The following is a 24,967-nucleotide window of genomic DNA, read 5'->3' on the forward strand; positions in this document are numbered from 1 at the left end:
GCCCGTTAACGACCGATCATTTGCAGATGTTCCGCCACCGGCCCTAAGGCCAGCGCCGGGATAAAGGTCAGCGCACCGACCAGCAGCACGGTGCCTGCCAGCAGGGCAATAAACAGCGCCCCGTGAGTCGGCAACGTGCCCTGGCCCGCGGGCTGAACCTTTTTCAGCGCCAGAGAACCGGCGATCGCCAGTACAGGAATAATGATGCCAAAGCGGCCCACCAGCATGCAGAACGCCAACAGCAGATTCCAGAACGGCGTGTTCGCACTCAGCCCGGCAAAGGCGCTACCGTTGTTATTGGCCGCCGAGGAGACGGCATACAGCACTTCCGAGAAGCCATGTATGCCGGGATTCAACATGCCGCTGCGCCCGGCCTCAGTCATCATCGCCAGCGCCGTGCCCAGCAGCACCAGGCTCGGTGTCACCAGGATCGCCAGTGCGGTCATTTTCATTTCCCATACGTCGATTTTCTTGCCGAGATATTCCGGGGAACGACCGATCATCAGCCCGGCGATAAAGACCGCCAGCATCACAAACAGCAGCATGCCGTACAGCCCGGCACCCACGCCGCCGAAGACCACTTCCCCGATTTGCATCAGCCACATCGGCACCATGCCGCCAAGTGCGGTAAACGAATCGTGCATGGCGTTGACGGCACCACAGGAGGCTGCAGTGGTAATCACCGCAAACAGGCTGGAATTGAGGATGCCAAAGCGCGTCTCCTTGCCTTCCATATTGATAGCGCTGTCAGCACCGAGCGTGAGGAAGTGTGGATTCCCATTGAGCTCGGCCCACATCACCACCGCCACCGCCAGGATAAACATCAGTGACATCGTCCACAGCAGCACATGTCCCTGACGGGTATCGCGCACCACCTCACCGAAGGCAAAGCACAACCCTGCCGGGATCAGGAAGATCGCCAGCATCTGGACAAAATTGCTGTATACCGTCGGGTTTTCAAACGGATGAGCAGAGTTGGCGTTGAAGAAACCACCGCCGTTGGTGCCAATCATTTTGATCGCTTCCTGCGAAGCGACAGGCCCCATCGGCAGCGTCTGCTTCACACCTTCCAGCGTGGTCAGGCTCAGATAGCTGTCGACATTTTGCAACACACCCTGGCTGACGAGGAACAATGCCATCAATAGCGACAGCGGCAGCAGGACATACAGCGTAATGCGGGTAATATCGCGCCAGGCATTACCCAGCTCCCCCAATGCTCGCCGAGCAAATCCGCGCATCAGCGCGAAGGCCACGGCGATCCCGGTGGCAGCCGAGAGGAAGTTCTGAACAGTCAGCCCGACCATCTGGCTGAAATAGCTCAGGGTGCTTTCCCCGGCATACGCCTGCCAGTTAGTGTTGGTGACAAAGCTAACGGCGGTGTTGAGCGCCAGATGCCAGCTGAGGTCCGGTAGCTGCTGAGGGTTCAACGGCAGACTGGCCTGGTTCGCCAGCATGACAAACAGCAGCAGTAAGCCGCAGGCGTTGAACAGCAGGATCGCCCAAAGGTAACGCTGCCAGCTCATGCCTTCCGAGGCCACACCACTAAGACGCCACAGGATGCGTTCCGCACCAGCCAATCCGGGGAGCGGACGGTCATCCACCAGACGTGCCAGCCCTTTCCCAAGCGGACGGGCCAACAGCATCAGCAACACCATGTAACTGGCAATCAGTAAAAAAGCAGGTGCGGCCATTAGAATTCCTCCGCATGGATTAGGGCATACACCAGGTAGCCCAGCAGCAAACAGACCAGCACAATGCCAGTAGTGACAGCGACGCTCACAACACACCTCCAAAGGCGTTTTTCAGTAACGCTATTGTTGCGAGTGGCGTGCAAAGTTGATGTAAAAATGCAGGGCTGGGGTGTAAAGAAAGTATAAAAATGGGCGTGAAAACAGGGGAATCGATATGGTGGCGACAGGGCATTGCCCTGTCGCGCTGATAATGACTAAATAACGTAGCTGTTCATCTTTGAAGTCATGCTCCGTCAGGGTTTTATCACCACCTCTTTAATCTTTGGTTTTGGCTTGATACCCCCCGCGACCAGCCATACCGCTACGATGATCACCAATCCTCCGGCGATAAATCCTTTTGAGAGGGTTTCTCCAAGGAACAGATAACCCCACAGAATGCCAAACGGCGGGATGAGGAAAGTCACCGTCAGCGTTCTTAGTGGGCCAATATCGGCAATCAGACGAAAGAACAAAATATAAGCCCAGGCAGTACAGATCAGCCCCAGCGCCAGTACACAAAGCCATACGCCTGGATGGTTCCACTGCACGACAGGCTGGATGATCAGTGAACCGATAAACACCGGAAGAAGAAAGATACTGGCGCCAATCTGGCTGCCCAGCGCGACCAGCCGGGCATCCAGACCACCGCGATCGCCAATCCACTTTTTAGTCAGAAACCCGGCGCTGGCGTAACAAGCCGTCGCCACCAGACACGCGGCAATGCCCAGCAGCACCTCATGTGTCAGGGCCTGGCTGCCGGTAGTGGTCAGCAGTACAATTCCCACCAGGCCCAGTACCACCCCAACGATTTTTCTCAGCGTAAAGGTTTCACTGAAACAAAGACCCCCAATAAGCACACCCATCAGCGGTGTAGTGGCATTCAGGATCGCCGAATAGCCCGCTGGCAGCCATTTTGCCGCCAGGCAATACATCACAAAAGGCACAGCCGAGTTGATCACCCCCAGTAACATCGCCGGCAACGCTTTACCATGAAAGGCGATATGGGTCCGTAGTACCAGCAACAGCGCTATCAGGCCAACACAGCCAAACACCACGCGTAAAAACGCGGTATTCAGCGAACCAAAATAGGGAGTGGCTACGCGCATAAATAAAAAACTGGCTCCCCAAATCGCCGCGAGTAACATTAAACGACCGATATCCCCTTGCTTCACAACACGCTCCTGAAGACTGATTATTGACACTGAACGGTCACACGCCGACTGTGGTTAATCCTCTTTATAGACTGCAGCAGAAAAAAAAAGCAACCTGTCTACTGGTGATTACCCCTCGAGGACCGATAAGAAATAGCATGATTCAATAGAGACAGTTCAGAAAGGGAAATTGTATGCTTCCATAAAAAACATCGCCAACACAATAAAAACAGAAGAAAACTCCAAATAAACGGAATTAACATAGAATGACAAAATGTATTTTGTCTTTAAGGATATGATAAAGAAAATAACCAACTCACGACATGGACAGTCAGATATTATGAAAATTTTAATTGAAAGTGAAAATTTTTTCTATAAAAAAGGATTGGAGTCGTTGCTTCAACAATCAGCACTAGAAAGTGCATTAAGCGACTTTGGATTTATTACTGATGATGATAGCACAGAGAAGAGCGAGATAACTAATATTACACTCAGAGATTCATCTATAAGTATAAATTTATTCAAAAACACAAAAAAATTGGATGAACCACACATCAGCAAAGAAAAATCAACTTTGCACATTCCTTTTGCTTGTAAAAATAAAAAAATAACTGATATAAAAAGGATAATTGAAAAAATAATTTTCATCGCAAGCATGGATAGCAATGACTTCATAAATGATGATTTTTACAGAATAACAGGATTAAAAAAACATGAGCAACTGTCTCTAACCGAAACTAAAATAATGCTATTACTAGGCAGGGGGAATAACATAAGGAATATATCAAGACAGATAAATCGTTCTGAGAGAACGATTAACGTTCATTTTAGAAACGCATCAAGGAAGATGAAGTTCAATAAAAAAACTGACTTTTATAATTATGCAAAATTTATTGTAACCTGTCGACGAAATGAAAGAAAAACGTTATGCATATAACGTACAACATTGAATATTCGAATGAATCATTAAGAGGAGGTCGATTTTATCACGGACCTCCTCAGTAAAGAAAAATCAAGAATTCAAATGGAAGTAAAACATTTGGTAAACGTTATTTATTTCCTAGTGGTTTAGTTTTAGGTGTAAATGAATTCATAATTTGAACATAATGCTTACGCTGAAAATCAGTGAAATCCTGATCGGCGACAAGAGTAAAAATCATCAACATATTATTTCCAGGATTGTAGTCTGGATGCTTAGGCAGTTGCGTATAAGACTGGACTTGACGGACAAAATTGCCATTTTCAAGATAACGATGAGCGACCTGAACGACGGGGAGTTTTGCAGGCCCAATTTTATGTTCGAGTTGTTTTCCTTCACTCTTAAAGCCAGGAAGGGTATTTTGCATTGTTTTCATCTGCTTCTCGCAAAAAGTCACCACCGTTTGGCCTTCTGCCATCATAACCCGGTTAATAATGATGTTATATTCGTAATTTTCAGGATCGCGAAAACGCATTACATTAACAGTAACATCGACAACAGGGATATCAGTGAGGAAATCGCCCTCTAATACTTCATAAGTAATCATTTGATAACTCGCTTGTTAAATAGAAAATATTACAACTTAATAAAGCTGTGATTTTTTTGTTAAAAAAGAAAAAGCCGCTACCATTTTTCCTCGATGACTTCACCCCACCCTGCTCTGTCGATGAATGGACTAATACGAACAGAATGAGGGTTTAAACTTTCTTCCGAAGTAAAATCAAGCGATAGTGAAAAACTGCCATCTTCCGAATTTGAAATTCTCTCATTTATTTCAGCGTTATAGAGAGTATGCTGTTCGAGCAGCGTGTTATCTTCCGTATAGACACCGACATACCAGTAAAGAGCATCTCTTCCTAACGTGGTTATTCTGGATGAGTCAAAGTTAACCGTTCTTTTATTGACACCGACAAGCAATGAACGCCAAAGCCCTTCGATCAATTCCCCGTTGGCGAAATAAGCTTTATGCTCATCTCCAATGACATCCGGATGAACCAGACAGCGAGAAAAATCCACTCCTGCCGTTCTCTCGAAATCACTCAGGCTACGTTGCTTACCAAGACAGTAAATGCCATGATCACACTGCTCAGTGGTCTTATGGCCGAGTAAGGTTTTTACTCTGTTTTTAGATATAGCGTCTCTTTCCCACCAAGCTTGATCAATGCTGCCTTTAGTTTTTGCCTCATTGCCATGATCTGTCCAGATTTTCACATGGTCTTTTCTGCCGTAAAAATGCCATAGCAATACTTTTTGAGGATGAAAAATGTCATAGCCATGAGTAAATGCCCTGACTGCCATGGCTATTTCTTCACCCTCAAAAAATATCTGAGGATCATTAGGAACTTCTGTAACAAAGCTCCCTAATGAAAAAATAAATCCTCCAGCAAGATAACTTCCTCTGACCGGGTACGTAACATCGTCAGTCATCACATAAGGGCTCAGCTGTAAAATTTTCTCCTGAGAAAACCCTCTGAACATTAATCGAGTCAGATCGTTTTTTCTATCCTCTAAATTATCCGGTTGATAGGACGGTGGATAACATGTGAGAATGGGTTTAGGACTCAAAACAGTTAAATAATTCAATACCTCAACCATTTGGCTATCCCAGCCGGATATAAAACGACAGTGGGAGTCAATCTGCAGGAAGTATTCTTCCTTATTATAAAGTGTTTCTGCAATATGTCTGGCCCAACAGGCACCCTGGCTCTGGTAATAATGAACGCTTATCACATGGATCACCGCGCCTCGATAGCTGAAGAGATAGAGTTGAAAGCCATGATGAAGTCGCTGCTGGGTAAGCTGCATTCCTTTATCGAGAAAAATAGAGATGTCTTCATCACACTGCCAGCAAATACTGATATGTAGGGACTGTGGGCTGACAGACTGAGAAATCATATCCATTAAAGTAGGAATAAGTTCTGAATCGCGATAGCTCGCGATGCTAACAAAAACACAAGGTACATTATCCATTTTATACCCTCATCTTAAATATTAAATATGTGTTAATTTACTTGTAATACAATCTCAGCTCTGGCATCAAATTTACCACCGGTGGGTCTTTTACTTGTCTTGCCAGGTGACGCTAATGTCGCCGTCCATTTAAACTGCGCAGGGACTTTATCGTTGCTTGTTACTTTTCTCAAACTTGAACCATCCACGGCAATACTGGCTCCTTCATTATCTCTTATTTGAATTCTCAGACGATCCGTATATCCTCCGGCATCGGTGACAGTAATATATTTACCATCAGGGGTACGGGCGTCCGCAATGATTGAAGCAAAGACAGAATAGCTTCCATAGTCAGTCCTGCAGTTCATTTCAAAGTCGAGGGGACGTTCAACCCCTGAATCCGCCAGGGCTGGTGTGACAGTATTAAAATCGATGTTTTTTGTGCTCTCAAAAGTACAGGCCGGTGTACTATTGAGTGTAATTTTTCCTATATTAAGTTTTTGTGCATAATTCGACATTGCATTGACACCAACATAATTATAGGCGGAATCACCGCCATCAAAGACAACATTTTCTTTATTAGGCATCAAACGAATCACTTCTGCCGTTTTAAAAAACTCAACTACGAAATAAGAATTAGCAAAATAGACTATGCGACTTAACTGCATAGGGAGATTACCGGCATAAGGGATGTCTTTTTTAACAGTGCCATTATCCCACCGAATTTTCATACTCACACCAGGAATATTGGTAGAGTACATATTATTTCCATCCGGAGTAGGAAGACCGTAAGGCATTCCTCCATAAGAGATGCCAGGCGTACAGTTGATATAGGTCACAGCGTGTCCCGCCAGGGGGGAAGTGATCGTAGCGAATGGCATGGCGGTATCGACGGGCTTATCGGCACTGATACTCAAAACCTGCGCAGGGAGAATAAACGTAACGGGGGGGCCCCTATCTGATTCCCCGGTTGTGTCGAGGGTACATTCAGCCTGCAAAGCGGTACTGACTAACGCACAACATGCCATTAAAATTTTCACTCCAAAAAATTTCATTTATGTGTTCTCGCTGTCAATTTTATTAATGAGTTCTGATGGAAGGATTTTCATTAGCTCAGTGAAACGTTTTCCAACCATGCTTTCTGTTAGTTCCAGTAATAAGATCACTGGACTACTTGGCTCCATACGCGTAAACCACGATCTAATCTCAATTAACTGTGCTAAAGCATCCTGGCGATTTTCTATCTTATGGTTAATTTTCGCTGTTGAAACAGAGCACTTTGCAGACTGCAATGCACCTTTTTGCACTTCACGTGGTGTGGTGCTGGCATCGTCCTGCACTGATTCAAGATGGGTTTCATCGCTTTCAGGTTCAGATAAATCCGCTTCAACAACAGATGACGATTGTGGAAAAAGAGTGAGGAGATGGGTGATAACCGGCAACTCGGGAGCCTCTTCACCGAGGCTGTCCCTCAAGGAATGCCGAATTGCCAGCAAAGATTTCATCGCACAGTTCAAAGAGATAATCTCTTTATCAGCCTGTTGATGCCACTCCTCTAACATTGCAGAGATCAACGCTTCGGGAAGCGCATCCGGTTCACGAGGAGTGGCGAATGATTTCTCAAAATCCTTTAAGGAAATAACCTGACCCGCCGCTTTAGGCAATTTGTGATTTCTTAAGTCTGTAATTAACCCCGAAGCATCGTCCATTTCTGAAAATGCATTGGCTCGCATGACGGGCTCAAAGTCACCTTCATCAAGCAATAAGGGGTAATACTGTTCAGGATAAATTTCGATGAGGGCTTTTAAGGCTGTGATTCCTTCCTCTATCGCCAGTAAACCGATTTGCCTTAAGCGACAGCGGATCATAATAATAAACAAACGTACATCTTTGCTTTTCTGCATCAAGGCAGCACACTCGCGCTGAACCTCTGACCAATTTACAGGTTCTGCCTGTTCAACAAAATTACCGTATTCAGCACCCTGTTTCGGTTGAATTTTAGACAGGAGAAGAATAAAGGCTGAATCATACTCAAGACTGTCGCCACATGGAAATTCATCCGAAACAGGCTGCAAAAATCCACTATAAAATTGACTTAGTTCAGTGATGATAGTATCAGACACAGGCTCCCTCCTAATTAACCTCTGGCATATATGCCCATCCCCGGCATACACGAGATAAAAACCACAGACCATCTAGCTGTGGCAATAAATTTCCGGTTCAAAGCTCATGCCAGAAACCGGTTCTATGTTATTCAGTCTTTCGAGCCAGGTCGCATAGCCAAGCTGATGTGTACCATTTAGCGTTGCATGAGGTACCTCTTCTGCAGCCAAAACCAGCTGTATATCCCATGCATACTCATACCCAACAAAGTTTTTTACCCACTCCTGCAAGACTGGAAGATCATCCCCCCAGGGACTGAACTGCATATATTCTTTAAGGGTTAGAGGGCCTAAAATGAGTTTGAACTTGTGCTGACAATCTCTCACGGTATTGCCCAGAATAGCCCCGTCGCCAAGCAGCATCGCACAGGCATCATCGCCTAAAATAGTTTGATCGCACTTATCCAGACGTATCCACTGTTCTGCAAACTCCTCCATTCGCACAGGTACCTGAAAATAATAATGTAAAGCACCAATGATCCCTTCCGGGTTACGGGATTCACGAATCAGGTGAGAAGATGATGCTAATCGAGCGTGTGGCGGTAAGTGAGAATGTTCAAGTTCTTGTGCATCAATACCGATTAGGCTTCCGATATAAAATGAAAATCTCTCATCATATTTACGGTCAAGAGAGGCCGTATCCTGCGATAAAAACCACGCACGATACAGCAACGATAATGCGCGATGATGAAATATATTAACAAAATCAATCAGCGTATTATCGTAAGCTTCTGATCGAGAATAGGCCAGCTCAGAAAAATGCAGCGGCATCGCCCCCTGAGGGCCCCATATTCCTAAACCAAATAGCTCAAGGTTAACCTTGCCGTTCTCCATTGAAATAGCCGATATTTCACGCGGAGCAAAAGCCATATAAGCACACTGCCCGACCCGGAAAGCCTCCTGCACAGGAAGTTTAGCCCTACCAATCGGTGGCATATCAGTCGTCTTTGCCGCTATTGCACGCATTAAACTAATGTAGCCCGCATTCCAGGGTTCATCCTGCTTGAACCACGTGTCTAGCTCAGAGGCTGTTGGTTGAATATGCGAATTGTCTTTCATATTCACAGTGCTCCACGCCTTCCAGGCCGCGCTCCCCAGCGTGCAATAAGCCCTCTTTGCATTGAGTGTAATTCTGTCTCAGTAAAAATATTTATCGCAGCATGGCGAGCCAGATAGTTTTCCATGATAAGGCCAAATAAGTATGGACTAATGCCCGAAAATCCCTCTTCATCTACCGTTAAGGTACAGCGAACTCCCCGACCGTAAACCAGCAGGCCATCTCCAGGAATACGCCGAATGACAGGTTCACTTTTGCATCCCACAAGACTGTTAACTTGAGCGATCGACTCCTGATCCGCACCATTGAGGAAGAGGCTAAGCATATTACGCAGCGATTCCCCACCTAACCCATGGTCCATATCCGAGAGTGGAAGGTAATTAAAACTTAGTTGACGAATTAACCGCCATGATGCTTCTCCCAAGGCAAATGCCGCACGCGGAGTACTGGGTTGGCAGACAAACGTTGCACCATGAACAGGAACTGAACCTGGCATTGTCAGATCGAAGCTACCACTTGCCTTGATAAGGCGAGGAAGATCCCGATTAGTCACCATCGCATCAATAGACAGATACCTGATATCATCGCTAAAAGGCGCCTCATTCTGATCGACCAGTGAAACGAATACTTCAGTGCTCACATAGGGGATCCGAGTATCATATTTTCGGGTATTTCTATCCTTGACTCTGGCTTCTCTACGAATCGAAAAATAGCGCCCAAAGTTTCCATCATCAGAATGTCGGGTATGGTACAGGGGTTTAAAAACAACCTCATCACTGCTTTCAGCTTTCTGCCCCAATAGCCGATTTACTGAGAAAACTTCATAGTCTAAAGGCCTGCTCCGGTCAGGTACAACATGGAAACTATTCAGTGCCCTGTTAACTTCGATTCTATCAACTAACTTAGGAAACAGATTGATAACCGGGGTACAGTGCAGAAGAAACCGGGATGCGTCAATATGGCCGATTAAATCTTGTGGCAATCGGTCAAGTAAAATAATGAGTTCAGCCTCATTAGAGTTATTTTTTTTCAGACTATTTGCCAGATGATTTAACGTGAAAAAATAAAATCGCTGACGACAGGAGAAATATTCCTGGATGAGGTTATGGCCGTGGAACATGTTCCATGAAAGCGGCAAAACGCTTTGTTCCGGTTTTAGTCCCTCGAAGGTAAGTGGTTTTTCACTGACAACGACATCTTCTACCTTCGTCTCACCTGCGCGCACCACCATAGCCACATGGCTGGTATGTAATAGTTCAAAAATATGTGAGACGATCCTTTCATCACCATCAATATAAAAAGGTAACTGGTCGAGACCTTCTAGCTGTGAGAATACGATATCACCCTGTAATTTTAGCTTGATGCGTAACGCACCTTTGAGTCGAGAATTAGATATGCGATATCGCTCCAGATTGGGGAGATCAGGAGGAATAGAGGTCAGGCGTGCGTCAATAATTTCAACCGGCCAAAGTGTGAGATCCTGTCCGTTGCGAAACTCACAACGGGTAGCCTCGCCCGGTAAAATCCTGGTATGAAAAGTGCTATTTTGGGGAACTAAATACCCCTGCATCAAATCACCTTCTTTCAGATTAGGCTGTAATTGAACAACACCGATTGAAGGAGTAGGAGAGTTATAATTTGGATAGACAACATCCAATAGCCTTTGAGTAAACTTAGGGAATTCAGCATCCAGTTTTATTTGAGTTCGGGCAGAAAGAAAACAAAATGCCTCAATAAGTCTTTCAACATAAGGATCAGCAACATCTATGCCATGCATTCCCAGGCGGCCAGCAATTTTAGGATGTTTCTCAGCAAACTCACGTGACATTTCTTTCATAAACGTAAGTTCCTGATTATAATAATCAAGAAATTTATGATCCACTGACATTTCTCACTAGATTTGTATCAGCCACTCTTATTAGCGAATAATGATTTTTCGCTAGCTATTTTCCATTAACGATGGAAATCGACCCTTTTTATATTTTCAAGGTTCTACTTCATCTATATAGACGAAAGAACATAACATAAAAAAAGAAAAACAAAACTACAAAAATTGTCCAAAAAATGACTTTAGGAATATTGACCGATTCATATTCCTAAATCAAATTCAGACAAGAAGTTTATCTTTAGTTGCCATATTGAAATTTAGTACTATTGAGAAACAGATGAAGTTAATTTTATCAGCTTCTTCTTCATTAGGATTAAGGGATGAATTAGTGGCTATCACAAGAAAGAACTTATTTGGAAAACTTAACAATTCGTTGTTTAAAAGCATTGAGAGTGCGACAACTTATTGTAAACTTCGCGGCAATCCATATGTCGAAATAACCCATTGGCTCAACCAGTTATGGCAGCAAGAAGACAGTGATCTGAAAAGTATTTTTAGGCATTTTGAACTTGATGCTGCCACTCTGGAGCGGAATCTTTCTGAAGCAATCATCAGATTACCTACAGGTGCCAGTACTATTTCTGATTTTTCATATCACATTGAGCTCGCCATTGAGCGTGCATGGATTTATGCAAGTCTGGAATGCTACGCTAGTCGTATCAGAAGCGGTCACCTATTGATTGCGATGCTGACGACGATGGAATTGCGGCGTGTATTATCCGCGATCTCTCCAGTATTCGACAATGTTCAACTTGATGTATTAACTAAAGATTTTAACTACATTACGCGTTCATCTACTGAAGCAAATGAGTCAGAAGATGATGTACAACATGATAGCGATCTGCCGGGTCAGGCCAGCAATGCTATCAATACAAATGAAAACTCAGCGTCTCTAAGGCAATACTCCACAGATCTTACTGCATTAGCACGTGAGGGGAAAATTGATCCCGTGCTGGGCAGAGACCATGAGATCAATACCATGGTCGATATACTGCTGCGCAGACGCCAAAATAACCCGCTATTAACCGGTGAAGCTGGCGTAGGTAAGACAGCAGTAGTGGAAGGATTAGCCCAGGCGATTGTTGCTGGTAAAGTTCCACCTTCGCTTTCTCAAGTACGCCTGTTATCTCTGGATATCGTTGCTCTCTCTGCGGGTGCCAGTATGAAAGGCGAGTTTGAAGCACGCCTGAAATCCGTGCTAGATGAAGCCATTGGATCACCCCAACCCGTTATTCTCTTTATTGATGAAGTCCATACGCTTATTGGTGCAGGAGGCAATGCAGGAACTGGCGATGCAGCCAACTTGCTTAAGCCCGCTCTTGCCCGTGGCCAGCTTCGTACGATTGGTGCAACCACCTGGAGTGAATTTAAACGTCACATTGAGAAAGACCCTGCGTTAACGCGACGTTTTCAGGTATTGCAAGTCGAGGAGCCTGATGAAGACACCGCTACTTCAATGTTACGTGGTCTGGTTCCTATGCTCGAAAAGCACCATAAAGTCTGGATAATGGACGAAGCACTACAGGCCGCAGTGCGACTTTCTCATCGTTACATTCCTGCCCGTCAGTTGCCTGATAAAGCGATCAGTTTACTGGATACGGCGTGCGCACGTGTTGCAGTCATGCAATATGCACCGCCAGCTGAGCTTCTGCTCAGAAACTTCCAGGCAGAAACAGCCCAAACTGAGCTATCACTCGCAGAGAAAGCACTTGCGTTCGGTAAAGAGCAACGTCAGCGCATTGATGAATTACAGCAAGATATTACGCAATACGAAGAGCAGGCACAGGTTCTTTCTTCACGTTGGGAGCAGGAAAGAACACTGGTTGCTGACATCGTCGCAACCCGAGAAGAGCTCAATACACTCATCCAACAAGAATCATCATCAGAAGAGATCAGCCTAGCCCAGAAGAAACTTGGCGCACTGGAAACAAAGCTCAAAAAGAGCCGACAGGAACATCCGCTGGTCCAGGCTGAGGTTAACGCCGAAGTCATAGCCAGTATTGTTGCTAACTGGACAGGTATACCCGTCGGCCAGATGATGAAGGATGATATTCGGACTGTACTGGAGTTGCCATCACGTCTTGAGGAAAGAGTGACAGGCCAGCCTCATGCTTTAGATTTGGTGAGCCAGAGTATTCAGGCCTCCCGATCAGGTTTAGCCGATCCCGGAAAACCTATTGGTGTGTTTATGCTTGTGGGGCCATCTGGTGTAGGAAAGACAGAAACTGCACTGGCACTGGCTGAGCAACTGTATGGCGGTGAGCAGAATCTTATCACTATCAATATGAGTGAATATCAAGAAGCCCACACCGTTTCTTCGCTAAAGGGATCGCCTCCAGGTTATGTTGGATACGGTGAAGGTGGTGTCTTAACGGAAGCCGTACGCCGGAAACCCTACAGCGTCATATTGCTGGATGAAATTGAGAAAGCGCATCCAGATGTTCATGAGCTATTTTTCCAGGTCTTTGATAAAGGCTGGATGGAGGATGGTGAGGGGCGCCACATAAATTTCAAAAATACTATTTTACTGTTAACGAGTAATGCGGGTAGTGAAGTGATCAGCAGTGTCTATGCGGATATTGATACGGCCCCAGACATAAATGGCTTAAGAAAATTATTACAACCAGAGCTATTAAAAACATTCCCAGCGGCATTTTTAGGGCGTGTCAGTGTTGTTCCCTACTTACCATTACAACATTCTACACTTGAGCATATTGTAAGAGTTCATTTGGATAGAATCGGAAAACGTTTACATGAACAACATCATGCATCGCTTCAGTATGATCATCAGTTGGTGAAGTTCGTTGTAGAACAGTGTCCTGTCGCAGAAACAGGTGCACGTATGCTAATTCGTTTTATTGAGCAAAACATCATGCCAGAGATGGCACGTAAAATACTCAGCAGTGAAAATGGTGTTGATGGAAAAAATATCAACTTAAGCATAAATGCGGATAAGGAAATAACCATACTATTCCCAGAAAAGGAGATTTCACAAAAAGGAAAAGTCAAAAGGGCAAGCAGCGCAATAGTTTAAGTACAAAAACATTATCACTAGGATTATAGAGGTTATATATCATGGAAAAGATGAAGATTTATGCAACCGTTCTGGCACTTAGCCTCACAGCTTCTTACTCTTATGCTGAAGATCTAGGGGTCGGCCAAGGTAAAGTGACATTCAACGGAAAACTGATTACTGAAACCTGTCAGCTTGTAGATGGCATGGATGATATTATCGTTCCCCTGCCAACATTATCGATAAAAACGCTCGCAACTGCTGGTGCCACAGCAGGTAGTAAGGTTTTTGAGATCAAGGTTAAAGATTGTCCTACTGAAATAACAAAGGTTGCAGCACACTTTGAAGCCATTGGCAGCACTGGCGTGGATTCAAAAACAGGCAACCTGGAAAATAAGGCAGTGACTGTAGGCGAAGATAAACCGGCAACAGGTGTTCAAATCCGTCTGTATAACTCTGATGCAGAGCAGAATCAGCTGTTACTGGGTGATACGGGTGCATCATTTGATGTTCAGGAAGGAGGAACAGCAACAATGCGCTATTATGGTGGTTATTATGCGACTGCTGCAACAACCCCAGGTCTTGTTACCGCTACAGCCCTGTATACCCTGAGTTACCCATAAAACCCGTGAATACTTGGGCGGGTAATTAATCCGTGATTATTCATTAATCACGGATTAGGAATTGAGTGAGTCAGATAATACGAAATGCAACAGTTATCTGGCTCCTCTGCTGCTTTATGCTCTCCTTTTCATATTAAGATGATAATGCAATGATCTATAAAACATTCATAGCGGCAGTTACTTCTATTACATTGTCAGCAAGCTCGATGGCAGCGATGACCATCGCAGGGACGCGTGTTATTTTCCCCGGTGGTGAACAAGAAGTCACAGTAAGAACAATGAATAAAGGAGATAAACCTACTTTAGTTCAGGTTTGGGTTGATGATGGACGTTCTGATGCTGATGTCAACACAATGAAGGTACCGTTCATTATTACTCCCCCGGTGTATCGCGTAGAGCCAGGTAAAGGACAAAGCCTACGACTGATCTATAACAACATGGTATTGCCAACAGACAGAGAATCTGTTTTCTGGTTAAACATGCTGGAAATCCCCCCCGTCTATAAAGGTCCAGCGAAAGACAGGTTAGAACTGGCTTTCAGAACAAGAATAAAAATATTCTATCGTCCTAAATCTTTGGACAAAGCGACGAGTAAGCTGGGAGCGAAAGACCTGAAGTGGACGGTAGTAAAACAAGAAAAAAAGGTGAAGGTCAACAACCCTACTCCTTATTACTATTCTTTTGACACCATGACGCTCTTTTCTGGCGCACAAAAAGTGAAAGTGAATGCAGAAATGGTCGCGCCATTTTCATCATCAGAGTTTGTTTTTTCTAAAAATTCACCGGCAATTACGAATATTACTAGTGGCGAATTTAGTTTACTAAATGATTACGGGGCAGCTGTGATTGGTAAACTGAAGGCAAAAGGAGATGAATTAACGCTCGAAAGTATGAAGTAGAAAGCATTTCATCTAAAGATTCTCATTGGAAAAAGGAGCTTACCAATTGAGCAATTTAATATCGAAAAGAGGCATAGCACAGAAAAAAATTAACAACATCAGCATTCGAATTTTCAGTGCATGTAAACTAGTCGCAGGCATGGTTTGCTCAGTTGCTGTCGCACAAGATGGCGGAGAGACAAAAATAGCCAATGGCGAAAGCGATCCAATAAAAGTTGATTATAACCCGATGTTCATCCACGGTTCAGAGGTGGACGTTTCACGTTTCAGTGAAGGTAACAGAATTGAGCCTGGTGTTTATAGTATTTTCATAGTGGTTAACAAAACTCACCGTATAAAATATGACGTCACCTTTAAAAACTCCAAAGACAATCCCAACTCTCAGCCGTATTTTACACTTCAGGATCTAAAAAACCTTGGGATAAAACTGAACTCAGAAAACAAGCTGCATCTACAAACTGATGAAAAACAACAAGATGCCAGTTTCACATTAAAAAGTATCATTGAAGATAGTTCGGTGCATTATAATGCCGGAGATTATGAGTTAAATATCACCGTACCTCAGATAAATATTATTTATCGCCCACGAGGTTATATTGATCCCAGTACATGGGATGCTGGCGTTCCTGCTATTTTCCTTGATTACAATGCAAATATGTATCGCAGTTATACTGGCTCAAAGTACGGAACCAGGAGTAATAACATTGTATACACGGGTAATATTGGCATGCAGACAGGATTTAATGCTAAAGGATGGCGCTTCAGAAAGCGTTTGAACTTGGGTATGTCCAGTCGTGGGAGTTCGCACACACAGAATTTATTTGGTTTTGCTCAAACGGACATCATTAGGTTACAAAGCAGCCTCACGATTGGTGATAGTAATACCAGAGGAGATATCTTCGATAGTTATAATATTCGAGGCATTATCTTACAATCAGATGAGCGTATGTTGCCGGAAGGATTAAGAAACTATGTTCCTGTATTGAGAGGCGTGGCAGAAACAAATGCTAAAGTCACCATTACACAGCGCGGGCAGACAGTATATCAAACGGTCGTTCCACCTGGACCGTTTGAGCTTACTGATGTTGGGGCAATGGGATATGGTGGCGACCTCGAGATGACGGTAACAGAAGCCGATGGTCGGGTCAGAAGTCAAAGCATTCCCTTCTCAGCACCACCTATGTTACTACATCAGGGTGTATCTTTGTTTAGTGTCAATGCAGGGGAGCTCAGAGAAGATAAATTAAGAACGAAACCGAAAGTGATGCAGGGTGTCTACCAGTACGGTGTGGGCAATATGTACACACTTTATGGTGGTGGACAGTTTGCGCAGCGTTTCTATTCAATGGCTCTGGGTAACGCATTTAACACGCCGATTGGTGGATTATCGCTGGATGTCACACACGCAAAAAGCCAATTATCTGAAAATAAAAATAAAACTGGTAATAGTTTTAGAGTGGGTTTTAGTCGATATTTAGAAACAACAAATACAGATCTCACCCTTGCTGCGTATAAGTACTCAACGGCAGGATATTATACGTTTAGAGAAGCAAGTCTTGAGCGGTACGCTCATAGCACTAACCAAGAATCAGATTATCGGGCTAAACAACGCCTGACACTGACTATTGGCCAGCGTTTATGGAATGATGCTTATCTAAACTTCACTGGCAGCATGTATCAATACTGGGACAATAGGCCCGGAACCAGACAATACTCCCTTACCTATAATAAGTCTGAAAGATACTTTTCTTACTCACTTACGGGTATGCGAACGATGAATAGTAACCGTAGAAATGAGAACACGTATATGTTGTCTTTCAACATACCACTTGGCCAGAGTATCAGCAGCCAGCCAGTATTTAACTCAATATATACCACTCTGACGCATGATGAGGGTGGAGGATCCTCTCTGCAGGTCAATGCCAATGGTAGCCAGGGTGAAATGAATGAGCTGAACTATGGGATTGGAACAACAACGACGAAAAATCATAACGAAGGGACTAAGGAAACAGTCTCTGGTAATGCTTTCTATCGTTCTCCTGTAGGAAACCTCGGCCTGACAGCATCGGCTGATAATAAATCAACCAATCAGGTTTCTTTCTCTGCTAACGGGAGTGTGATCGGTCATCAGGGCGGCATTACGGCGGGCCCGCCTATAGGTGATTCTCCTTTTGCTATCATCAACGCCCCAGGAGGAAGGGGGGCTAAAATACTAAACGGCTATGGTTCTAAAGTTGACTCAAATGGATATGCCATCATGCCTTCATTAACCGCATATCGGGAAAACACAGTCTCTATCGATACCAGAGGACTTCCAGCCACGGTTGATGTGCTAGAAAGTGAAAGCACGGTTGTACCAAGAGCGGGCTCAGCCATTTTGGTTAATATGAAGACAATTGTTGGCACGCCTTACATACTTATAGTAAAGCGTTCTGATAACAGTTACCTTCCGATAGGAACCGAATTGTTCAATGAGAATGGCGTAAGCCAGGGAATTATTGGGCAAAGTGGAATGGCATTTATTCGCGGCTGGGATTCAACGATAAATACACTTAATGCTAAATGGGATGAAGGCCGAAGTGTGTGCCGTATTCTTCCTAACAAGAAATGGATTGCGCCATCCGACAAAGGTAATAATCAGATAGTTACCATGGAGGTAAAATGCATAATTTAAATAACTCCCACCCATTTTTGAGTAAAATCCTATATTCAGGAATGCTGTTAGTGGTTATAGTAACAGTTAGCCCAAATATTGTAGCTGCTCAAGACTGTAAGAACTGCACAGTCGATGTTTCATTTACTGGAATATACAATGATGAAACATGCGAAATTGTGATCAATGGCAAAGAAAACACGGACATTGTTGAATTACCAGTAATATCGACTCAAAGCCTTAAAGTACCAGGAAGTGAAGCCGGCAGTGGCGCATTTGATATTGGTCTAAAAAACTGCCCGACGAATAGAAATATAATTTTAAAGTTCGTCAGTAATACATCACAAGCAGACCCATTAACTGGAAACTTATTAAATACATTAGGTGATGGATATAGCAAAAACACACAAATAAGACTCCGAAAAGAAGACGGAACACAAATTAGCATCGATGACCAGGTCAGCGCACAGAACTACTTTATTTCTGAATCAGGCGATATGGTAACGCATGACTATATTGCAAACTATTATTCAAGTGGTAAAAAAGGTGTGACTCCTGGTTTAGTAAAAACCACGGCGGGAATAGAGCTTTTTTATAAATAAAAACGTTAATGACACCAAACAGCGTCCAAAAAAAACAACTTTACAACCAGATAAATTATAGATAAATATCACTCTCGATATTAATCTATATGCTCATGGAACTTATTAAAAAGGAGTAGTAATGGCGATCAATAAGAGCAGTGCACAGAAATTCATTGCCAGAAACCGGGCACCTAGAGTCCAGATCGAATATGATGTTGAAATTTACGGAAGTGAAAAAAAAATCGAGCTGCCTTTTGTTATGGGCGTGCTGGCTGATTTATCTGGAACACCTTTAGAACCACTTCCGGCGGTTGTTGACCGAAAGTTTCTTAGTATTGACATTGATAACTTCGATGAACGAATGAAAGCAATGAAGCCTCGGGTTGCATTTGCTGTACCTAATACGTTAACCGGAGAAGGCATGTTAATGATTGATATGACCTTCGAAAGCATTCACGACTTTTCACCCGATGCTATTGCAACAAAAGTTGATTCTTTATCTCAGTTACTTGAAGCAAGAACACAACTGGCTAACTTACAAACTTACATGGATGGTAAAGCAGGGGCTGAGAGCCTGGTCACTCAAGTGCTGAAGGATAAAGCATTACTCAATACACTGGCCAGTGAAGCAAGACCGACCCCGCCAGATACCAATGCTTCTGAGAACGACTGATTATTGTAGAGGGAACTATGTCAACTCAAACTGTAAAAAATGAAAAGCCGGCTGTAGCGACAACCTCCTATAGCGACTTCAATGCTCTTTTGACAAAAGAATTTAAGCCTAAATCTGAACAGGCGAAATCTGCTGTTGCATCAGCAGTCAAAACATTGGCTGAACAAGCGCTGGCGAACTCTCTGACAATTGCTGATGACGCATATAAGAATATTGCTGTCTACATCGCTGAAATTGACAGAAAGCTCTCAGAGCAGATCAACCTGATTCTTCATCATGAAAAGTTCCAGTCGCTGGAAAGCGCGTGGCGTGGACTGCATTATCTTGTCAATAATACTGAAACAGATGAAAAGCTGAAACTTCGTTTTATGGATATATCTAAAAACGAACTGAGGCGTAACCTGAAAAGATATAAGGGAATTGCCTGGGATCAGAGTCCTTTGTTTAAACAGGTTTATGAAGAGGAATACGGTCAGCTGGGTGGTGAGCCTTATGGTTGTCTGGTTGCGGACTACTATTTTGATCATACGGCACCCGATGTTGATCTGCTGGCATCAATTGCTAAGATTTCTGCTTCAGCTCACTCCCCATTCATCACGGGTGCTGCCCCATCGGTGCTGCAAATGGAGTCATGGCAAGAACTCGCCAACCCGCGTGATTTGACGAAAATTTTCACGCAAAACCTGGAATACGCAGCATGGAATTCACTGCGTAATTCTGAAGACTCACGCTACATCGGCCTCGCAATGCCTCGATTCCTGTCACGTCTCCCTTACGGAATTCGCACAAATCCGGTAGATGCTTTTGACTTTGAGGAAACAACGGACGGAGCTGATCATAGCAAATATACGTGGTCGAACGCAGCTTACGCCATGGCAGTCAATATTAACCGTTCATTTAAACACTACGGGTGGTGCACCTTGATTCGTGGCGTTGAGAGTGGCGGTGTAGTGGAAGATCTTCCGTGTCATACTTTCCCTACAGATGATGGCGGCATCGACATGAAATGCCCTACGGAGATTGCAATTTCCGATCGCAGGGAATCTGAACTCGCTAAAAATGGTTTCATTCCATTAATTCATCGTAAAAATACAGATTATGCGGCTTTCATTGGAGCCCAATCACTACAGAAACCTGCTGAATATTACGATCCAGATGCAACCGCGAACGCTAATCTTTCAGCACGACTTCCTTATATGTTTGCCTGTTCACGCTTCGCTCATTACCTCAAATGTATTGTCCGTGACAAAATTGGTACATTTAAAGAACGTGATGATATGCAGAGTTGGTTGAACGACTGGATAATGAATTACGTCGATGGCGATCCAAATAACTCGTCAATGGATACCAAAGCGCGTCGTCCATTAGCAGCAGCTGAGGTTGTTGTAGAGGATGTTGAAGGAAACCCAGGGTTTTATCAGGCCAAATTCTTCCTGCGCCCTCATTTCCAACTTGAAGGTCTGACTGTGTCTTTGCGCATGGTTGCTAAACTACCTTCACTTAAAGGCTCTAACTGATAAAGCCTGAAATAATAAAATTGCATTCGGATTTATCAAATAAACCACAATATGAAAAAAAATTAAATTTTCCTAAAGTAGGAAATGCAGCTGTCGCACTTGTTGTGGCTTTTATCACATAGAAAAAAGGAATTATCATGTCACAAGATATGTTTATCAAAATTGATGGTATCGACGGTGAATCTCCAGATGCTGTTCATAAAAACGAAATTCAGGTCCTGAAGTGGAAATGGGACGTGAGTCAGCATTCGAACATGCACAGTGGTTCAGGTGGTGGTTCAGGAAAAGCATCCGTTAATGATTTTTGCTTTGAGCACTATACTGACAAAGCCAGTCCTAACCTGTTGAATTACTGTCTGACAGGTAAGCACATCAAAAACATTCAATTTGTCGTACGTAAAGCGGGTGGTAACCCTCTTGAGTATTTGATGATTAAATTTACAGATGTCATTATCACTTTAGTTGAAATGACAGGTTCTGTAGAAGATGAATCTCGCCCTCGTGAAACCGTGAAATTCTCATTCTCGAAAATGACACAAGATTACATTATGCAGAACGCCGAAGGTCAGAAGTCTGGTGTTATTTCTGCGACTTATGATGTTAAAGCTAACCAGCACGGTTAATATGTATCTGGGAAATAACTCACGATCTTAGTGATAGTGAGCATTGCCAATAGAAACATTGCCCAGGAAATCACTTGGCTTCCTGGGCATTCTAAATTCGATTTTCATACTGATTAACACAGTTGGTATTTATAGCATTAAGAACAATCGTACAGCTTAAGTTTTATGCCGCGTAGTCTTCTTTTATTACATTTTATAAAATAGATTTTTATGATGACAAAATGGTTAAAAACGTCCGCAGAACGCTATACACTGCTATTTTTTGCAATTTTTTTCATCTCAGCTTTGACATCATGCAGTTTGTTTCCTGGAGAAAAAAGCCAGGAAGTTATAAAAGTTACATTGTTAGCATCGAGTGATGTAAATCTTAACATTCATAACAGGCCATCACCTCTTGGCATTTACATTTATGAGTTAAAAACACCCGATACATTTGATAACAGTGATTATTACTCAATAATAAACAACACCAATATCGAATTTTCACAACAATCGAGCAAATTATATCAGGCTATTTTGATGCCAGGTGAAAAAAGAAATATTGAGATTAAACCTGGAAAATCCAGTGTAGCTCTGGGCGTCGTCGCCGCATATCGGGATATAAACATTGCGGAATGGAACAAAGCTATCATGTTTCCAGATGTTAAACCTGTTCCTTGGTGGAAGTTAATACATTCAGAAGAACCAAAAGCCCTGAGTATTGACTTTAGTAAAACTTCAATCTCAACAATAAAATGGATTAAGATGTGAGAACGAATAAAGTCGTCTGGAGCGAAGGACTGTTTCTACGTCCCCAACTATTCCAACAACAAGAACGCTATTTAGAATATTTTGTACATAAGCGCACAGCGACCCTCAATCCTTTTTTTTGGGGTTTTTCCCAATATGATATCGATAAAGAAGCGCTGGCATATGGGAAACTGGTTCTCAGATCAGGAGGCGGCGTTCTACCTGATGGAACACCATTCGATATCCCTGAGCATGCAGAAATTCCTGAGCCACTGACCATCAGTCCAGACCATTTAGGAAAGATGATCTATCTTGCCGTTCCACTTCGTCTGGAAAACAGTGATGAGACGATCTTTGATAGCAACAATCAGAGTTCTCTCGCACGATTTTTGGCCTATGAAACGAGTCTTAACGATACTAACGCGATTAGACAAGGCGCTAAACCTGTTCAATTAAGTCGGCTACGTATGCGCCTGGTACCCGAAACAGAAATGACGGAATCCTGGCTCGGTCTGCCATTAACTAAAGTTAAGGCAATGCAGCCGGATGGTAGTGTATTACTTCACTCAGAGGACCATATTCCACCAGTCACCGCTTACGCAGCCAATATACTTCTGACAGAATGGTTAACTCACCTTAATGGCCTGGTTAAAATGCGAGCAGAAATGCTAGCAACTCGTCTATCCGCCAGTGATGGAAAAGCGAGTGCCGGTGCAGAGGTTGTTGACTATTTGCTGCTACAAATTTTCAATAAATATGAACCACTTCTTGATCATATCAGGCATATTCCTGAGCTGCCGCCGATCCTCATATATCAAGAACTAGCAAAGTTTTCGGGTGAATTATCCACTTTTGTACTAACAACAACACGCCGCCCGATAGCTGCGCCAGGTTACGATCATGCTCGACTTTATGAATCGATTCGGCCATTGGTTGATGAAGTGAACTATCTTTTGAATCAGATATTGGTACGGGCAGGACAAATGATCCCGTTACTACCAAAAGGAAATGGTGTCTGGTCTGCATCTATGTTGCCTGCAGAATTACACTCATTCTCAAACCTTGTGCTTGCTGTCCATGCACAACTCTCAATGGATGTGTTGCAGCAGCAATTTACCTCACAGACAAAAATTAGCGCCCCACAGCAATTGCATGAGCTGGTTAGATCGCATCTACCAGGGCTAGTCCTGCAAGCCTTACCGGTTCCTCCACGGCAGATTCCTTACAGTTCAGGTTATGTCTATTTCGATCTGCTCAAAAGTGGACCATTCTGGGAAAAAATCTCTGCTACAGGTGCAATAGCCCTACACGTAGCCGGTGAATTCCCTGGGATAAAAATGGAACTTTGGGGAGTCAGGAACTAATGAGCGAAATACAGGACCGTGGTCTTGAGGCTGAAGACGTCCCGCCAGAAGAACTTACACCTCAGGCGCTCGGCAGATTTCTGCCGGATGAGCACAGTATTTCCATTGATCATCGTGTTAAACAAAGCAATGAGGAGGATGAAATTGAACGATTTCTTCATAGCGAGAAGAACTATCTAAACGAAACATCGTTAAGAAGTGAGAGTGTCCAGCAGCGGCTGGTCAACATCAGGCAGGCTGAAAACCCACTACTGGAAGCGAGCCAATATTTGCTTCGCGCGTTAAGTGAAATGCCTGAACATGTCGATTCGGCAGAACATGTCGAAGTGCTCAAAAGAAGTATAAAAAATGAAATTAATCTCTTCGTTATTGTTTGTGATGAGATAGATGTCTCGTGGAAGAAAATGGCCATTGTTCGCTACTGTCTGTGTACGGCACTGGATGAAGCAGCACATGAAAAAACGTGGGCGCAAAATGCTGGCTGGTCACAGAGCAACCTGCTCAACCACTTCGAAGGCGATAACGACGGGGGTAACAAATTTTTCCTGTTAGTTGGCCGCCTCTCTATGAATCCCCATGAATATGCAGATGTTCTTGAGGTACTCTTGCGTATTCTTGGCCTTGGATTTGAAGGTCGTTACAGTATTATTGAAGATGGTGACCGTCAACTGACGAAAATAAGACAACGATTACTTACCATTATTCAAAGTACAAAAGATACAGCATCGACGATTTTATCGCCACACGGTCTGGTTAGCCGCGGAAAGCCAAAGCGCGAGAAGTTAATCGTTCCCGTACGTGTGACATTATTGTTATGCGGGATTTTAATTGCCTCAACTTTTTTTTGGTATAAGTACTGGTTGTCCGTTAACCAGAGTGTTATTGAGCATAAAATTCTTGCGATGCAAAAACTGAACGTGGCAAAACCTGAGGCAAAGAAACTTAGGCTCGCATATTTACTAAGAAATGAAATAGCGAAAGGTCTGGTCAGTGTTGACGAGACGAAAGAGCAAAGTAAAGTCATATTCAAAGGTGATTCAATATTCGAAAGCGGTGCAACATCTGTAAAGCCTGAGATGGATTATGTTATGAATCGTGTCGCTAAAGAAGTACAACGAGTCAATGGTAGTGTCCTTATTATTGGTCATACCGATGCAACGCCAATTCACAAACCTGGAATTGAAAACAATACTATTCTTTCAGAGTTACGCGCTAAGGCGGTAGCCAGGCTTTTTGTTAACACCGGCTTATCTGAGAAAAAAATACATACTCAAGGCGTAGGTGATACTCAGCCAGTGAGTAGTAATAGTAAACCCGAAGGTCGTGCGCAAAACAGGCGCGTAGAATTCTTCGTTACGTATTGATGAGATCA

General features: G+C 43.7%; 21 protein-coding genes. 12 read left to right on the forward strand and 9 right to left on the reverse strand.

Going from position 1 to position 24,967, the window contains the following annotated elements:
- Window positions 1–5: 5 nt before the first annotated feature.
- The 3 genes from kdpA to WH277_RS03650 all read right to left on the reverse strand — a co-directional run bounded on the left by kdpA (window position 6) and on the right by WH277_RS03650 (window position 2,902).
- Complete coding sequence (gene kdpA, locus WH277_RS03645) at window positions 6–1,691, reverse strand: potassium-transporting ATPase subunit KdpA (protein WP_159337708.1); 1,686 nt, start codon at window positions 1,689–1,691, stop codon at window positions 6–8.
- Window positions 1,691–1,780 (reverse strand): K(+)-transporting ATPase subunit F, encoded by a 90-nt coding sequence (gene kdpF / locus WH277_RS28630; protein WP_133844480.1) that lies wholly within the window; start codon window positions 1,778–1,780, stop codon window positions 1,691–1,693. The genes kdpA and kdpF overlap by 1 nt, the downstream gene beginning before the upstream one ends.
- Window positions 1,781–1,984: 204 nt before the next feature.
- Window positions 1,985–2,902, reverse strand: a complete 918-nt coding sequence (locus WH277_RS03650) for a DMT family transporter (RefSeq protein ID WP_339504393.1) — start codon at window positions 2,900–2,902, stop codon at window positions 1,985–1,987.
- 319 nt (window positions 2,903–3,221) lie between these two features.
- Between WH277_RS03650 and WH277_RS03655 the strand changes: the two genes are divergently transcribed.
- Window positions 3,222–3,818 carry a LuxR C-terminal-related transcriptional regulator gene (locus WH277_RS03655; protein ID WP_159337706.1) on the forward strand — a complete coding sequence of 199 codons (597 nt, stop codon included), beginning with the start codon at window positions 3,222–3,224 and terminating at the stop codon, window positions 3,816–3,818.
- Window positions 3,819–3,930: 112 nt separating this feature from the next.
- On the opposite strand, the gene WH277_RS03660 is transcribed toward WH277_RS03655, so the two are convergent.
- The 6 genes from WH277_RS03660 to tssF all read right to left on the reverse strand — a co-directional run bounded on the left by WH277_RS03660 (window position 3,931) and on the right by tssF (window position 10,911).
- Window positions 3,931–4,407, reverse strand: coding sequence for a DcrB-related protein (locus WH277_RS03660; RefSeq protein ID WP_133844486.1), 477 nt, complete (start codon window positions 4,405–4,407; stop codon window positions 3,931–3,933).
- A gap of 77 nt (window positions 4,408–4,484) precedes the next feature.
- On the reverse strand, window positions 4,485–5,831 hold the full coding sequence (locus WH277_RS03665) for a GlcNAc-transferase family protein (RefSeq protein ID WP_339504397.1): 1,347 nt from the start codon (window positions 5,829–5,831) through the stop codon (window positions 4,485–4,487).
- A 32-nt stretch (window positions 5,832–5,863) separates the two neighbouring features.
- Window positions 5,864–6,865, reverse strand: coding sequence for a fimbrial protein (locus WH277_RS03670; RefSeq protein ID WP_159337700.1), 1,002 nt, complete (start codon window positions 6,863–6,865; stop codon window positions 5,864–5,866).
- Window positions 6,866–7,933 carry a type VI secretion system protein TssA gene (locus WH277_RS03675; RefSeq protein WP_339504399.1) on the reverse strand — a complete coding sequence of 356 codons (1,068 nt, stop codon included), beginning with the start codon at window positions 7,931–7,933 and terminating at the stop codon, window positions 6,866–6,868.
- A gap of 72 nt (window positions 7,934–8,005) precedes the next feature.
- Entirely contained in the window at window positions 8,006–9,031 is a 1,026-nt protein-coding gene (tssG, locus tag WH277_RS03680) for a type VI secretion system baseplate subunit TssG (protein WP_133844495.1), read from the reverse strand.
- Window positions 9,032–9,033: 2 nt separating this feature from the next.
- Window positions 9,034–10,911, reverse strand: a complete 1,878-nt coding sequence (gene tssF / locus WH277_RS03685) for a type VI secretion system baseplate subunit TssF (RefSeq protein WP_133844497.1) — start codon at window positions 10,909–10,911, stop codon at window positions 9,034–9,036.
- 334 nt (window positions 10,912–11,245) lie between these two features.
- Here tssF and tssH point away from each other — a divergent pair, with 334 nt between their 5' ends.
- From tssH to tssL, 11 genes are all read left to right on the forward strand, one after another.
- On the forward strand, window positions 11,246–13,951 hold the full coding sequence (gene tssH / locus WH277_RS03690; RefSeq protein WP_133844912.1) for a type VI secretion system ATPase TssH: 2,706 nt from the start codon (window positions 11,246–11,248) through the stop codon (window positions 13,949–13,951).
- Between the two features lie 41 nt (window positions 13,952–13,992).
- Window positions 13,993–14,553, forward strand: a complete 561-nt coding sequence (locus WH277_RS03695) for a fimbrial protein (protein WP_133844499.1) — start codon at window positions 13,993–13,995, stop codon at window positions 14,551–14,553.
- 149 nt (window positions 14,554–14,702) lie between these two features.
- Window positions 14,703–15,452 carry a fimbria/pilus periplasmic chaperone gene (locus WH277_RS03700; RefSeq protein WP_339504402.1) on the forward strand — a complete coding sequence of 250 codons (750 nt, stop codon included), beginning with the start codon at window positions 14,703–14,705 and terminating at the stop codon, window positions 15,450–15,452.
- A 46-nt stretch (window positions 15,453–15,498) separates the two neighbouring features.
- Window positions 15,499–18,126, forward strand: a complete 2,628-nt coding sequence (locus WH277_RS03705; protein WP_339504404.1) for a fimbria/pilus outer membrane usher protein — start codon at window positions 15,499–15,501, stop codon at window positions 18,124–18,126.
- Window positions 18,114–18,707, forward strand: a complete 594-nt coding sequence (locus tag WH277_RS03710; RefSeq protein ID WP_241008309.1) for a fimbrial protein — start codon at window positions 18,114–18,116, stop codon at window positions 18,705–18,707. The genes WH277_RS03705 and WH277_RS03710 overlap by 13 nt, the downstream gene beginning before the upstream one ends.
- Before the next feature lie 121 nt (window positions 18,708–18,828).
- Window positions 18,829–19,362, forward strand: coding sequence for a type VI secretion system contractile sheath small subunit (tssB, locus tag WH277_RS03715; protein WP_133844503.1), 534 nt, complete (start codon window positions 18,829–18,831; stop codon window positions 19,360–19,362).
- A 17-nt stretch (window positions 19,363–19,379) separates the two neighbouring features.
- Window positions 19,380–20,879 (forward strand): type VI secretion system contractile sheath large subunit, encoded by a 1,500-nt coding sequence (gene tssC, locus WH277_RS03720; protein ID WP_133844505.1) that lies wholly within the window; start codon window positions 19,380–19,382, stop codon window positions 20,877–20,879.
- 137 nt (window positions 20,880–21,016) lie between these two features.
- The gene (locus WH277_RS03725) at window positions 21,017–21,502 is read left to right on the forward strand and encodes an Hcp family type VI secretion system effector (protein WP_133844507.1); all 486 of its coding nucleotides are present in this window, start codon (window positions 21,017–21,019) and stop codon (window positions 21,500–21,502) included.
- A 210-nt stretch (window positions 21,503–21,712) separates the two neighbouring features.
- Window positions 21,713–22,252 (forward strand): type VI secretion system lipoprotein TssJ, encoded by a 540-nt coding sequence (gene tssJ, locus WH277_RS03730; protein ID WP_159338374.1) that lies wholly within the window; start codon window positions 21,713–21,715, stop codon window positions 22,250–22,252.
- Entirely contained in the window at window positions 22,249–23,595 is a 1,347-nt protein-coding gene (tssK, locus tag WH277_RS03735; RefSeq protein WP_339504408.1) for a type VI secretion system baseplate subunit TssK, read from the forward strand. Before tssJ ends, tssK begins: the two co-directional genes overlap by 4 nt.
- Window positions 23,595–24,959 carry a type VI secretion system protein TssL, long form gene (tssL, locus tag WH277_RS03740; RefSeq protein WP_133844513.1) on the forward strand — a complete coding sequence of 455 codons (1,365 nt, stop codon included), beginning with the start codon at window positions 23,595–23,597 and terminating at the stop codon, window positions 24,957–24,959. Before tssK ends, tssL begins: the two co-directional genes overlap by 1 nt.
- The last annotated feature ends 8 nt before the right edge of the window (window positions 24,960–24,967 follow it).

Source organism: Erwinia sp. MYb416 (assembly GCF_037479575.1).
GTDB lineage: Bacteria > Pseudomonadota > Gammaproteobacteria > Enterobacterales > Enterobacteriaceae > Erwinia > Erwinia rhapontici.

Coding starts and splice junctions, on each gene's coding strand:
- kdpA (WP_159337708.1), bottom strand. CDS start 1,691: ATGGCCGCACCTGCTTTTTTACTGATTGCCAGTTACATGGTGTTGCTG.
- WH277_RS03655 (WP_159337706.1), top strand. CDS start 3,222: ATGAAAATTTTAATTGAAAGTGAAAATTTTTTCTATAAAAAAGGATTG.
- WH277_RS03660 (WP_133844486.1), bottom strand. CDS start 4,407: ATGATTACTTATGAAGTATTAGAGGGCGATTTCCTCACTGATATCCCT.
- WH277_RS03665 (WP_339504397.1), bottom strand. CDS start 5,831: ATGGATAATGTACCTTGTGTTTTTGTTAGCATCGCGAGCTATCGCGAT.
- WH277_RS03670 (WP_159337700.1), bottom strand. CDS start 6,865: ATGAAATTTTTTGGAGTGAAAATTTTAATGGCATGTTGTGCGTTAGTC.
- tssG (WP_133844495.1), bottom strand. CDS start 9,031: ATGAAAGACAATTCGCATATTCAACCAACAGCCTCTGAGCTAGACACG.
- WH277_RS03695 (WP_133844499.1), top strand. CDS start 13,993: ATGGAAAAGATGAAGATTTATGCAACCGTTCTGGCACTTAGCCTCACA.
- WH277_RS03700 (WP_339504402.1), top strand. CDS start 14,703: ATGATCTATAAAACATTCATAGCGGCAGTTACTTCTATTACATTGTCA.
- WH277_RS03710 (WP_241008309.1), top strand. CDS start 18,114: ATGCATAATTTAAATAACTCCCACCCATTTTTGAGTAAAATCCTATAT.
- tssB (WP_133844503.1), top strand. CDS start 18,829: ATGGCGATCAATAAGAGCAGTGCACAGAAATTCATTGCCAGAAACCGG.
- tssC (WP_133844505.1), top strand. CDS start 19,380: ATGTCAACTCAAACTGTAAAAAATGAAAAGCCGGCTGTAGCGACAACC.
- WH277_RS03725 (WP_133844507.1), top strand. CDS start 21,017: ATGTCACAAGATATGTTTATCAAAATTGATGGTATCGACGGTGAATCT.
- tssJ (WP_159338374.1), top strand. CDS start 21,713: ATGATGACAAAATGGTTAAAAACGTCCGCAGAACGCTATACACTGCTA.
- tssL (WP_133844513.1), top strand. CDS start 23,595: ATGAGCGAAATACAGGACCGTGGTCTTGAGGCTGAAGACGTCCCGCCA.